Below are 12623 nucleotides of genomic sequence, written 5' to 3'. Positions count from 1 at the left end.
GTTCATGAACCGGACCTTCATGACCATGGCGATTGCCAAGGGCCTTGACGGGGCGATCATCAACCCGCTGGACGGCCGCATGATGGCCACTATCATCGCCGCCGAAGCCCTGGCCGGCCGTGACAACTTCTGCATGAACTACCTCAAGGCCTTCCGGGCCGGTATGTTCGAGGGGTAATCCATCTAAAGAACCGGGCCCGCCTGTTAACGGGTCCGGTTCTTCAATTGCCCTGTTTGCCCCCCCAAATACCGCCCTCCCTTTTTCGCTGCCGAAAATCCGTGTTCAAAGCTACAAAAGATGTGCTAAGATATCGTGTTGATTAACCATCTTTACCCGACACAACCATTTCATTGAGAGGAAAAATGATCGATGAGCACCGATCCCAATAAGGTTATCTATTCTATGATGCGCGTCAGTAAGTTCTACAACAAAAAGCCGGTTATCAAGGATATCTCCTTGAGTTACTTCTATGGCGCCAAAATTGGTGTGCTGGGCCTGAATGGCTCCGGAAAAAGCACATTGTTGAAAATTATGGCTGGTGTGGACAAGGACTTCAACGGTGAAACCATCCTGTCCAAGGGCTACACCATGGGCTATCTGGAGCAGGAACCGCTGGTAGACGAAACCAAGACCGTTCGGGAAATCGTCAAACAGGGCGTTCAGGAGACCGTTGATCTGGTAGATGAATTCAACCGGATCAATGAACGCTTTGCCGAACCCATGTCCGATGACGAAATGGACAAACTGATCCAGCGCCAGGGTGAAGTTCAGGAAAAGCTCGACGCCATGGACGCCTGGGACCTGGACGCCAGGCTGGAGATGGCCATGGATGCCCTGCGATGCCCGCCCGGAGACACCCCGGTGGACGTCATCTCCGGCGGTGAACGACGGCGGGTCGCCCTGTGCCGCCTGCTGCTCAAAAAGCCCGACATCCTGCTGCTGGACGAACCCACCAACCACCTGGATGCCGAATCGGTGGCATGGCTGGAGCAGCATTTGCAGAAGTACGCCGGCACCATCATCGCCGTCACCCATGACCGCTATTTCCTCGACAACGTGGCCGGCTGGATTTTGGAACTGGATCGGGGCCAGGGCATTCCCTGGAAGGGCAACTACAGCTCATGGCTGGAGCAAAAACAGAATCGACTGGCCAACGAAGAGAAATCCGAAAGCGATCGCCAGAAAACATTGAAGCGGGAACTGGAGTGGATCCGTATGGCACCCAAGGGCCGCCGGGCCAAATCCAAGGCACGCATCACCTCATACGAAAAATTGATGGATCAGGAAAACGAGCAACTGGCCAAGAATCTGGAAATCTATATCCCCCCCGGCCCCCGGCTTGGAAACCTGGTCATCCAGGCCAAGGGCGTGACCAAAGCCTACGGCGACAAACTGCTGGTTGAGAACATGGAATTTTCCCTTCCCCCCGGCGGCATCGTGGGCGTCATCGGACCCAACGGAGCCGGAAAGACCACCCTGTTTCGCATGATTACCGGTCAGGATCAGCCTGATAGCGGATCGGTTGATATCGGCGAGACGGTGAGCCTGGCCTATGTGGACCAAAGCCGCGATGTGCTGGACCCGGAAAAAAATATTTGGGAAATGGTTTCCGGCGGCCAGGATACCATCGCACTGGGTGACCGCCAGGTTAACTCCCGGGCTTACGTGGCCCGGTTCAATTTTTCCGGATCCGACCAGCAAAAAAAGATGGGCATGCTTTCCGGCGGTGAACGCAACCGGGTGCACCTGGCACGCATACTCAAATCAGGCGCCAACGTGCTGCTGCTGGATGAGCCCACCAATGACCTGGATGTCAACACCATGCGAGCCCTGGAAGAGGCCCTGGAAAATTTCGGCGGGTGCGCCGTGGTCATCAGCCACGACCGCTGGTTTTTGGACCGCATCGCCACTCACATGCTGGCCTTCGAGGGCAACAGCCAGGTCGTCTGGTTCGAGGGCAACTACTCCGACTACGAAAAGGACCGTAAAAAACGCCTGGGGACCGCTGCCGATCAGCCCCATCGCATCAAATACAGGCAGCTGACGCGATAGATTGTGTCCATCCCGAAATGGCATCTTGCCGCCCAGATCTGTGTTCTCAGGTTATCGAGCACGTAGTGAAGCTTCAGCGCTATCCTCGACGTAGCGCTGCTACGCCTGTGGGTTCAATAACCCTGCGGCCTTGATCTGAACGACAATCTACCATTTCCGAATAGACACAACAGGCCGATAAAAGGAGAAGAAAACCGAGGCATCGCAGTGATTCGGGACGTCGCCCGAAGCGATGTCGTGGCCGTGCTCAAGCACTATGTGGATAGTGGCGGATTAATCTACAACACCCGGCAGGCCATCTAAATGCTCAGCCAAAAACGGCATGCAAACAACCCAAAACAAGCAGGCCATCATGGAAAAAATCAGGACGCTGTTAACCCGGTTCGTCGAATTTTTCACCATCGCCATCTGGAAGGCCCGCCGCAATGAGCAATCGGCCGTCCAGTGGCTGCTGATCCGGCTGGTACGAACGGGGATTCTTTCCGTTCGAGGCTTTTTACGGCATCATGGCACCTTGCGGGCCTCGGCATTGACCTTTTTTACGCTGCTTTCACTCGTGCCGGTGGCTGCCATGGCTTTCGGCATCGCCAAGGGGTTTGGATTCGAGCGACGACTGCAGCAGGATCTGCTCGAGCAGTTCTCCGCACAGCAGGAGGTAGTCGAGCAGGTGATCGGATTCGCCCAGAATATGCTCAACAACACCAAAGGCGGCATGATCGCCGGTGTCGGCGTCGTCGTCCTTTTCTGGGCAGTCATCAAGGTGCTCGGCAATATCGAAAGTTCCTTCAATCACATCTGGGGGGTTCGCTCACGCAGTATTATTCGCAAACTGAGCGACTACCTGACCATCATGCTAGTTTGCCCAATACTGGTGATCATGTCCGGCAGCGTCACGGTCTTCATCACTTCCGAGGTTGCGGCCATGTCTAGCCGGTTCGAACTGCTGCAAATGGCGGGTCCTGCCATTTATGTAGGCCTTAAAATCCTGCCGTACACCCTTATCTGGATACTTTTCACCCTGACGTATATGATCATGCCCAACACCCGGGTGCGTTTCGACGGCGCCTTGCTGGCCGGTGTCATCGCCGGCTCCGCTTATCAGGTACTCCAGGCTGCCTACATTCACTTTCAAATCATGGTGGCCAAGTACAACGCCATCTACGGCAGCTTCGCCGCCCTTCCCCTGTTCCTGCTGTGGCTGCAGGTCAGCTGGTTTATCGTGCTCATCGGCGCTGAGATTTCTCATGCCTATCAGAATTCAGACCATATGGATGAAACGGCCGGGAAAGTAGAAATAAGCATCTCCCGGGCCAGGCTTCTGGCCCTGACGATCTGCCGCCATGTGGTAAGATTATTTCAACAGGGCCGGCCGGCTCAGACGACCGCGCAGATTGCCGATCACCTGGCGCTGCCACCGGCACTGGTGGACAACCTGTCCGATCTTCTGGTAAAAGGAAACATCCTCGTGCGAATCGACAGCCATTCAGACGATGGGCATGCGCTTCAGCCGGCCCGAGACATCGGCAGTCTGACGGTCAACAGCGTGGTTGCCGCGCTTGAGGATGTGGGTGGAAACGGCGGTCCGCTGACCCATTCGCAGGATGCGGAGACGCTGTCCGAAACCCTGACGGCATTGCGGTCGGAACTGGATCGATCTGCGTCCAACCAACTGCTTAAGGATGTCTGAAATACAACTGGAGCCACCGGAGGTCATCGATCATGGAAAACGTCAACGAGATTGCCCGGATCATCGCCCTAACCATGGGCGCCGCCTGGGCCGCCGGCATCAACCTCTATGCAGCCATTGCCACCTTGGGCATTTTAAGCGTGACCGGCAACATGACCCTGCCGCCTGACCTGCAGGTGCTGGCCAACCCGTTGGTTATCGGAGCCGCCTGTCTGATGTTTGCCGTGGAGTTTATCGCTGACAAGATGCCCGGCGTGGACACTGGCTGGGACACGGTTCACACCTTTATCCGGATTCCGGCTGGTGCGCTGTTGGCCGCCGGCGCCGTGGGCGAGTTGAATCCCGCGGTGAGCCTGGCAGCGGCCCTTTTAGGCGGAACCCTGGCCGCCGGCACCCACGGCATGAAAGCCGGCTCACGGCTGCTCATCAACACCTCGCCGGAACCCTTGACCAACTGGACGGCCTCCATCGTGGAAGACATCATGGTGATCGGCGGTATCTGGGCGGCAGTGCACCACCCCTGGGTATTCCTCGTCCTGCTGGCCATATTCATCCTGCTGATGATCTGGCTATTGCCCAAAGTGTGGCGGGGCATAAAATTGCTGGCGGTAAAGATCAAGCAGCTGTTCACGCCACGGCAGGCAGCACCGCCGTTGGTTTGACCGGTTCTTCCAGGATTTTCCCATGACCCTTTTCATCACGCTTTTCGTAACATCCTTCATCGTGGCCCTTTCCGGGGCCATCATGCCCGGACCACTGTTGACCGTCACCATCAGTGAGAGTTCCCGACGCGGGCTGATGACCGGTCCACTGCTCATTGTCGGTCACGCGCTGCTGGAACTGGCACTGGTGCTGGCCCTGCTCTTGGGCCTGGCTCCGCTGCTGAAAATGGAACCGGTATTTATCGTCATCGCCCTGGCCGGTTCAGCAGTTTTGCTGTGGATGGGGATCGGCATGCTTAAATCGTTGCCGAGCATAACCCTGGTCACCGATGGCAGCAGCGTCGGAAAAAGAAACCTGATCCTGTCCGGCATCATCATGAGCCTGGTCAACCCCTACTGGAGCATCTGGTGGGCGACCATCGGTCTGGGCTACATTCTTCACAGCATGAAGGCCGGCACCATGGGTGTAGTGGCCTTTTTCACCGGCCACATCCTGGGAGACCTGTTCTGGTATGCAGCCGTTTCCACCGCCATCTGGAAAGGCCGGCAACTGCTGTCCGACCGGGGCTACCGCATCTTGATCGGCACCTGTGCCGTCTGTCTCATCGTTTTCTCCTGCCTGTTCGCCTGGTCCGGTATGCAAAAACTCATCGCTTAACGGATCGACGACGCATTCACTCAACGGCCACGGTATTTTTTCCTAACGTTTATGCACAGACATAACGATTGGGTTAGCCAACCTTATACCGCCCGAGTCCACCGTTCACACCGGAGACCCCGAGGCTTCCCAGTTGTTCGTGGGCCGAAAGGATCAACTGTTCGGTGGTCTCCCAGTCGATGCAGGCGTCGGTAATGGAAACCCCGTATTCCATGGTTTCCAGGTTGCCGGTGTTTTTTTGATTTCCCGATTTCAGGTTACTCTCCAGCATCATGCCGATGATGCTGCTGTTTCCGTCCATGCGTTGGTTGACCACATCCTGCCACACCGATCCTTGAAGGGTGTATTTTTTCCTGGAATTGTCGTGGGAGCAATCCACCATGATGGCCTTGGTCAGGCCTTTGGCCGCCAGCATGGCCCTGGCTTCCTCAATGCTGACGGTATCGTAGTTGGGCCTGGACCCGCCGCGCAGCACAATGTGGGCGTATGGGTTGCCGGTGGTTTTAACGATACAGGTCTGGCCGTCCGGATCGATGCCCAAGAAGTGCTGGGGAGAGGCGGCGGCGATCATGGCGTTGATGGCGGTGGACAAGTCACCGTCGGTGCAGTTCTTAAAACCCACGGGCATGGAGAGACCACTGGCCATTTCACGGTGGGTCTGGGATTCGGTGGTCCGCGCGCCGACTGCGGCCCAGCATACCATCCCGGCAATGTACTGGGGGACGATGGGGTCCAGCATCTCTGTGGCGGTAGGCATACCCATTTCAGTAACCCTGACCAGCAGGCTGCGGGCTTTCTGAAGGCCAGTATTGATGTCGTAACTGCCGTTGAGCCAGGGATCGTTGATCAGTCCTTTCCAGCCCACATTGGTGCGGGGCTTTTCAAAGTATACCCGCATCACCAGCAGCATGGTGTCCGCAACTGTTTCACTGAGCCCTTTGAGCCGCCGGGCATAGTCCAGGGCCGCCGCCTCGTCGTGGATGGAGCAGGGGCCGGTGATTACCAGCAGCCGGGAATCCGTTCCGTCCAGGATATTCGATATGGCCCGGCGTCCCTCCACCACCGTTCGGTGAGAAGCTTCATTTAGCGGGAGCTGATCTTTCAACTGGGACGGTGAAATAAGCGGATCAAATTTTTCCACGCGAATATCATAGGTCTTTTCCATGCCGGGTTTCCTTTCCTGTCTTTTTTTTGCGGTGCCTTATGACAAAAAAAAGCCGCAGACGGTTTCGCCTGCGGCTCTTGCTTCTTCCTTGCTATCGGGGGTCAGCAGACCACGGGCACACCTCGGCTGAAATAAAAATAAAAGCCAAAATAAGTTGCGCTGCTAACTGCTGTCTTGTGCATGACCAAGCCGCCTTTCAATTCAGATAATAATCGTCTAACACAGGGCACCCGAAGATGCAAACCCAAAAAAAGGCCGCCAGGATTGGCGGCCTTTTGGATGGTTGTCGGTTAACCCGGCGACCTCACCAACGGGTTAGTCGCACAGTTCGAAAAGAGCGGCTGCACCCATGCCGCCACCGATGCACATGGACTCCACACCATACTTCACCCCCTTGCGCCGCATGCTGGCCAACAGGGTGGCGCACAGCTTGGCACCGGTGCAGCCCAGGGGGTGCCCCAGGGCAATTGCACCGCCGTTGATGTTGATTTGGTCCATGCTGTCAGCCAGGCCCAGTTCACGGATACTGTAGAGGGCCTGGGAGGCAAAGGCTTCGTTGATTTCCCACAGGCCGATGTCGCTGGTTTTCACTCCAGCAAGGTCCAACAGCTTGGGAATGGCAAAGCGGGGCCCCACTCCCATTTCATCCGGCTCGCAGCCGACGGTGGTATACATCTTCAGCTTGGCGATGGGTTTCAGGCCATATTTTTTAACCGCCTCACCGCTGGCAACGATGGTAGCCGCTGCACCGTCCGTGGTCTGGGACGAATTGCCGGCGGTGACCGACCCGTTAACCGCAAATACGGCGCGCAGCTTGGCCAGGCCTTCTTTGGTGGTGGTATCGCGAACACCGTCGTCGAAATCCTGAATGAAGGTCTCCTTCTTATAGGTGCCGTTTTCCTGAAGCACATACTTGGCGGCCGGGGTGGGCACGATCTCGGTATACAGCCCTTCCTTCTGCGCATTGACAGCCTTCATCTGGGAATCGTAGGCAAAGGCGTCCTGGTCTTCACGGCTCACGCCGTAACGGTTGGCCACATTTTCCGCCGTGATACCCATGGACGCATAAAGGTCTGCGTGGGCTTTGGCATGTTCGGGGTGAGGGCGGGGCAGGTTGCCGCCCATGGGTACGTAGGTCATGGATTCGACGCCGCCGCCCATGGTAACCTCTGACCAGCCGGCCATGACCCGCAGCGAAGACAGGGCGATGGCTTCCAGTCCCGAAGAGCAGAAGCGGTTGACGGTTGCGCCGGATACGGTGATGGGAAAACCGGCGATCTGGGTGGCCAGCCGGCCGATGTTCAGGCCCTGCTCGGCCTCGGGAAAAGAGCATCCGATCATGACATCGTCGATGTCCTTGGGCTCGAGCTTGCCGGTTTTTTCAACCGCCGCCTTCATGATAAAGGCGAGCAGGTCGTCGGGCCGGGTATCTTTCAAGGCCCCTTTGCCCCTCCGGCAGCCGGGGGTCCTGACGGACGATACGATATATGCATCTCTCATGGAATATTCCTCCTTCCTAATAGGCGATCGGTTCGATTAGTTTCTCAAGGGTTTGCCCGTCGTCAGCATGTGCTCGACGCGGGCCACGGTCTTTTCCTGTTTCCAGAAATCAACGAATGCCTCTCTCTCCAGATTGAGAATGACCCCTTCGTCAACGGCACTGTTGGTGCGAACGTCGCCGCCGCTGATCACATAAGCGATCCGTTTGGCCAGGAAGGCGTCGTATTCGCTGACGAATTTGGCCGACTGCATATTAAACAGCTCGGCATCGATCATGCCTTGCGCCGCTGCACCAAGCACCTGGATGGGCCGTTTGACCGGCGGTGCGTAGGCTTCGTCCACCATCTTGAGGACCTCTTTCTTGGCTTCACCGATGAGGTAGTCCCGATTGAACACAATCCGGTCCTGGGGGCCAAGGAACCCGTTCGCCCGGGCTTCGGCTGCGGACATAGAGACCTTGGCCATGGCGATAGCCATGAAAGTGGGGATGAAGAATTTGGCCAGGTCCACGTCCGTGACCGGTCCGGGGATGGTGCTGGTCATTTTTTTCCACAGGTTCAGGCATCCGCCACCACCGGGCAGCAGGCCCACGCCGATCTCGACCAGGCCCATGTAAAGCTCGCTGTGGGCGACGATCTTGTCAGCGGCGCCCAGGCACACTTCGCAACCCCCGCCTAGTGTCAGGCCGTAAGGCGCCGCCACCACCGGAAAGCTAGCATAGCGAACCTTCTGCATGCCGGTCTGGGCTTTTTTAAGAAAAGCGTCAATTTCGGCGTACTTGCCTTCTTTGGCCAGTCCGGCCATGAAGGCCAGATCACCGCCGGCGGAAAATGCCCCGGGCATGCCGCCCGCCTGATTGCCGATCACCAGACCGGCACCGTTGGCGTCCACATAGTCCAGGCCTTCGGCCATGAAATCGACGATCTCACCATTGATGGCGTTCATCTTGGTGTGGAATTCCAGGCAGTAGACACCATCGCCGATGTCCACCAGGGAGGCGGATTTGGAGGTCTTTACGATCTTTTTGTCGGCTTTGAGGCCGGCCAGGGTGATGATGTTTTGACTGGTTTTCACCGGCTGGTAGCTGTCGGTGGAAAAATCGTAAAAATAGGGTTTGCCGTTTTCCAGCCTGTAAAAGCTGTCATTGCCGGCCGCCAGCATGGATTTGACAGATTCGGGAACGGTGAGGCCGTCGGCTTCCATTTTGATGACGGAGGCTTTCACGCCAATGGCATCCCAGGTTTCAAAGGGGCCCATCTCGAAGTTGAAGCCCCAGCGCATGGCGTTGTCGATCTCAACGATCGTGTCGGAAATTTCCGGAATCCGGTTGGCCGCATAGATCAAGTTGGAGGCAATGGCCTTCCAGGCAAACCGGGCGCCCTTATCCTCACCGAAAACAACCGCTTTCATCTTTTCCGGCAGGGATTTGGCAGCCTTGGCGGCAGCCAGGCAGGGCAGTTCCACCTTGCCATATTCGGCATGAGCCAAGGTGTTTGGATCGATAACCATTCGAATTTTTTTCCATTCGGGAGTCAAGTCGGTCTTGTAAAAGCCGGCTTTGGTCTTTTTCCCCAGCATCTTGCCCTCGATCATCTTACCCACGAAATCGGGCATCACAAAATCATCCCGGGCCTCATCGTCGGGAACCAGATCGTAGGTGTTCTTGGCCACGTGGAAAAGGGTGTCCAGGCCCACCAGATCGGCAGTTTTGAACATGGCGGTTTTCGGACGACCCATGGCCGGTCCGAAAAGGGCATCGACCTCGGGGATGGTCATGCCGTCTTCAAGCATCAGCTGCATGGTTTTTACCATGCCCTGGACGCCGATGCGGTTGCCTACAAAATTGGGGGTGTCTTTGGCCCAGACAATGCCCTTTCCCATGACCCGCTCTCCATAGTCGGCCATGAACGCGAGCACATCGGGAAGGGTCTCCACGCCGGGAATGATTTCCAGCAGTTTCATATAGCGGACCGGGTTGAAAAAGTGAGTGCCGAGGAAATGTTGCTTGAATTCGTCGCTCAACCCCTCGCTCATGCTTTTCAGTGGAATACCGGAGGTGTTGGAGGAGATGATGGAGCCTGGTTTTCTGACCGGCTCGATCCGTTTGAGCAGATCCTGTTTGACCTTCAGGTTCTCGACCACCACTTCCACGATCCAGTCGCAATCCGCCAGCTTGTCAAAATCGTCCTCCAGATTACCGATGCTGATCAGATCGGCATCCTTGGGCTGCATGAGCAGCGCCGGCCGGGACATGAGGACGGAATCGAACCCTGCCTTGGCGATTTTATTTCTGGCCACCGGATTGGTCTTTTCCTCTTCCTTTAGGTCGAACGGAACGATGTCCAGCAGCAGCGTCTTCACACCGGCGCTGGCTATAAGCGCGGCAATGCCGCCGCCCATCACGCCGCTTCCGATGACCGCTGCCTTCCTGATTTTCCTGGTCATGATATCCTCCTGCAGATTTGAGTTACCCTTAATTCATCATACCGCGTGTAAACCATATGTCGCCCGCGCGAAATAAATTTCAGCGCGGCACCAATCGGTTGGGGGTGGTCTCCGGCACCGCCTGAGACCGGTATTGCCATAAAATGGCCGGTGCCGGAAACCACCGGGATTTCGCTCTTCCCTGCCTGGGTCTAACAAGATCCCGGACACAATGCTGGATTCTGGATACAGTTATGGACTTTTTGTTTAATCAAGGCCTCGATTAATCCGGACAAGGATGAGCGAAAATGAAACCTTTTCTGAATGAACGCTCATTCATTTACCAAAGGAGGAAACGCGCTGTCAAGTACAAAACGTTTTGAATACCATCTTTCGTCAACGAGGCTTAAAATTTTTTATTAATACAATTGTATAGAAGGTTTTCAAACGATGACGGGCCCCGGGTCTGCAACGGGGATGGCCCCCCCACCAGCCAAATGAATTAAAATTCAGTATGTCCGACATGGCAAACAGAACCGATTCTCTCCCTTCCTCGGCAGGCCGGCCAGGAACAAATATCGGCAATTCGATTTACCATGATGAACGGAGGGGAAAATTTCCCACTTCAGGCAAACATGGCCCGCCGAAAGGGTATACCTCAATGCTTAAATAGTGATGAATGAACATTCAGTCATGGAATCGGCTTGCCGTCGGCAAAGGCCGGCTCGTGCAGCGGCAACAGAATATCGGCCATTTTCTTGACCTCGATCAGGATGTCGTAGGCGTCGTATGCGTTCACATGCGTGCCAGGAGGTATCACGTCCATTTCCATGGCCAGGATCTGCTTCGGTGGGAAGAAATTGTCGTTAATCACACAAAATCCGGTAATGGCCGCTAAACCGCCGGCCGTCTCAACCAGCACTGTCAGGCCACCTTCTGTGTGGGCCGGCGTGTGCATGACCCGAACGCCATCGGCAATCTCCCCGTCAGACTCCACGAGTCGAATCTGACCGTTATCCTCCACCTCCTCGATATAGTCCTCCACGTACCTGAAATCGAGGGGATGGGGGTCATGGATGCGCGCCAATTCTTTCGGGTGGACGAAAATCTTCGCATTGGTGCATTTGTAGTCGTTTTCGCAATGGTCGTTATGAAGGTGGGTGTGAATCACCATATCGATGCCCTCCGGCGTCAGACCATGCAAGGCCAATCCCTCTTCGAACGTATAGATTCGCCCACCGATGGCCCTGATTCGGTCGTCAGACTGCAAAGGGTGCATCTCGCCAGTATCCACGAGAATGGTTTTATCCCCACCCTCCAGGTACCAGCAATAGATAGGAATGGTATATGGCTTGCCGTAATCCTGCTGATAGGTCATCATGCCCTTGTCGAACTGCTTGGTCCCCATCACAATGGGATGGATGCGATACTGGCTCACCGGCCGGCCTCCTTGGCATCGTACAATTGTAAAACGAGTAAAACCCAATTTTATGGCATATGCTTTTTCAGGTCAACGCTTTTAACCCGAGCGCCTTTCCCGTGTTGACAGCCCCCCTTGGCCCCCTATGCAAGAAGCCCAGTGCGCCAGCGATCCCGCAATCGGAACGCCTCTGTTTGTCATTCGACCGTTGACATTTGGCTTTTTCATCAACAAGATGGTAGGTCACTGCCTTGCTGCAAGGGCTTAACGTTTAGAAGTTCCGGCTACCCCCAAAGGACCGCCATATGGCCACAGAAAACGATATTGTGCTGATCCATTTTGAGGATCAACCCTTGAGCTTCGCCAGGATCGAAGCAATTCTTCCAGACAACAAACCGGATTGGTATCATGTGAAGCTGCTTATGCTTCAGGTTCCGCTGCAGGTGGTCACCTGGATTCTGCGTGACCGCTATATCATGGGCGACGAATTCACCATGAACGGGAAGCGCATGCGTCTGGAGCGCGTCGAATGCCCGGAAACAGAATCGGAAGCTGCCGACCTGCTCGAAGACGCTCCCGGTGAACAACAACCTGCACCGTCCGATAACAAGGCCACCGTAATCTCACTGGCCGACAAGCTGAAGCGCTAAGTGGTCGCTCAACCCTTTTTATCATGAAAGGTGAAACGAAGCAGATTCTTTCCGTTTCCAGACGAACGGACATTCCCGCCTTCTATATGGCCTGGTTTATGGACCGGGTGGCCCGGGGAGTCATCGATGTGATCAATCCCTTCAACCGGCAGGTCAAGCAGGTGGCCGTATCGCCGGACCGGGTTCACACCATGGTGTTCTGGTCCAAAAACTTCGGTCCATATCTGACCGGCCGTTACGGAGAGCAACTCCAGGCCATGGGTTATCACCTGTTTTTCAACTTCTCCGTCAATTCACGGTCACCGATACTGGAGCCGGGGGTGCCGGACCTGAATCAACGGCTCGACCAACTCCGGCAGCTTTGCCACCGGTTCGGAAGCGAGTCGGTCCAGTGGCGCTTCGAC

Annotated in this window: 10 protein-coding genes; 6 read left to right on the top strand and 4 right to left on the bottom strand. The window is 55.9% G+C overall.

Annotated elements, in window-relative coordinates; all coding sequences use genetic code 11:
• Positions 1-370 precede the first annotated feature (370 nt).
• The 4 genes from ettA to QNK41_RS13115 all read left to right on the top strand — a co-directional run bounded on the left by ettA (position 371) and on the right by QNK41_RS13115 (position 5060).
• Positions 371-2053, top strand: a complete 1683-nt coding sequence (gene ettA, locus QNK41_RS13130) for an energy-dependent translational throttle protein EttA (protein ID WP_319257635.1) — start codon at positions 371-373, stop codon at positions 2051-2053.
• A 352-nt stretch (positions 2054-2405) separates the two neighbouring features.
• Entirely contained in the window at positions 2406-3740 is a 1335-nt protein-coding gene (locus tag QNK41_RS13125; protein WP_319257633.1) for a YihY/virulence factor BrkB family protein, read from the top strand.
• A 32-nt stretch (positions 3741-3772) separates the two neighbouring features.
• Entirely contained in the window at positions 3773-4402 is a 630-nt protein-coding gene (locus tag QNK41_RS13120) for a DUF4126 domain-containing protein (RefSeq protein WP_319257631.1), read from the top strand.
• A 22-nt stretch (positions 4403-4424) separates the two neighbouring features.
• Complete coding sequence (locus QNK41_RS13115; protein WP_319257629.1) at positions 4425-5060, top strand: LysE family transporter; 636 nt, start codon at positions 4425-4427, stop codon at positions 5058-5060.
• A 73-nt stretch (positions 5061-5133) separates the two neighbouring features.
• Here QNK41_RS13115 and QNK41_RS13110 read toward each other — a convergent pair whose 3' ends face one another.
• The 4 genes from QNK41_RS13110 to QNK41_RS13095 form a co-directional block, all read right to left on the bottom strand.
• Entirely contained in the window at positions 5134-6225 is a 1092-nt protein-coding gene (locus QNK41_RS13110) for a 3-deoxy-7-phosphoheptulonate synthase (protein WP_319257626.1), read from the bottom strand.
• Between the two features lie 315 nt (positions 6226-6540).
• Positions 6541-7725, bottom strand: coding sequence for a thiolase family protein (locus tag QNK41_RS13105; RefSeq protein ID WP_319257624.1), 1185 nt, complete (start codon positions 7723-7725; stop codon positions 6541-6543).
• 36 nt (positions 7726-7761) lie between these two features.
• The gene (locus tag QNK41_RS13100; RefSeq protein WP_319257622.1) at positions 7762-10170 is read right to left on the bottom strand and encodes a 3-hydroxyacyl-CoA dehydrogenase/enoyl-CoA hydratase family protein; all 2409 of its coding nucleotides are present in this window, start codon (positions 10168-10170) and stop codon (positions 7762-7764) included.
• A 670-nt stretch (positions 10171-10840) separates the two neighbouring features.
• A complete protein-coding gene (locus QNK41_RS13095) occupies positions 10841-11587 on the bottom strand; it encodes an N-acyl homoserine lactonase family protein (protein WP_319257620.1) in 747 nt (248 codons plus the stop codon).
• Between the two features lie 287 nt (positions 11588-11874).
• On the opposite strand from QNK41_RS13095, the gene QNK41_RS13090 reads away from it, so the two are divergent.
• Both QNK41_RS13090 and QNK41_RS13085 read left to right on the top strand, forming a co-directional pair.
• Positions 11875-12219, top strand: coding sequence for a hypothetical protein (locus QNK41_RS13090; protein WP_319257618.1), 345 nt, complete (start codon positions 11875-11877; stop codon positions 12217-12219).
• 23 nt (positions 12220-12242) lie between these two features.
• Positions 12243-12623, top strand: a 381-nt coding sequence (locus tag QNK41_RS13085) for a DUF1848 family protein (RefSeq protein ID WP_319257616.1), incomplete at its 3' end; no start/stop codon positions are given.

This window comes from Desulfosarcina sp., from assembly GCF_033791525.1.
Taxonomy (GTDB): Bacteria; Desulfobacterota; Desulfobacteria; order Desulfobacterales; family Desulfosarcinaceae; genus Desulfosarcina.
Note: the sequence above shows the minus strand (reverse complement) of the source record. Positions and strands in the feature narration are given on the sequence as shown.

Coding starts and splice junctions, on each gene's coding strand:
- ettA (WP_319257635.1), top strand. CDS start 371: ATGAGCACCGATCCCAATAAGGTTATCTATTCTATGATGCGCGTCAGT.
- QNK41_RS13125 (WP_319257633.1), top strand. CDS start 2,406: ATGGAAAAAATCAGGACGCTGTTAACCCGGTTCGTCGAATTTTTCACC.
- QNK41_RS13120 (WP_319257631.1), top strand. CDS start 3,773: ATGGAAAACGTCAACGAGATTGCCCGGATCATCGCCCTAACCATGGGC.
- QNK41_RS13115 (WP_319257629.1), top strand. CDS start 4,425: ATGACCCTTTTCATCACGCTTTTCGTAACATCCTTCATCGTGGCCCTT.
- QNK41_RS13110 (WP_319257626.1), bottom strand. CDS start 6,225: ATGGAAAAGACCTATGATATTCGCGTGGAAAAATTTGATCCGCTTATT.
- QNK41_RS13105 (WP_319257624.1), bottom strand. CDS start 7,725: ATGAGAGATGCATATATCGTATCGTCCGTCAGGACCCCCGGCTGCCGG.
- QNK41_RS13100 (WP_319257622.1), bottom strand. CDS start 10,170: ATGACCAGGAAAATCAGGAAGGCAGCGGTCATCGGAAGCGGCGTGATG.
- QNK41_RS13090 (WP_319257618.1), top strand. CDS start 11,875: ATGGCCACAGAAAACGATATTGTGCTGATCCATTTTGAGGATCAACCC.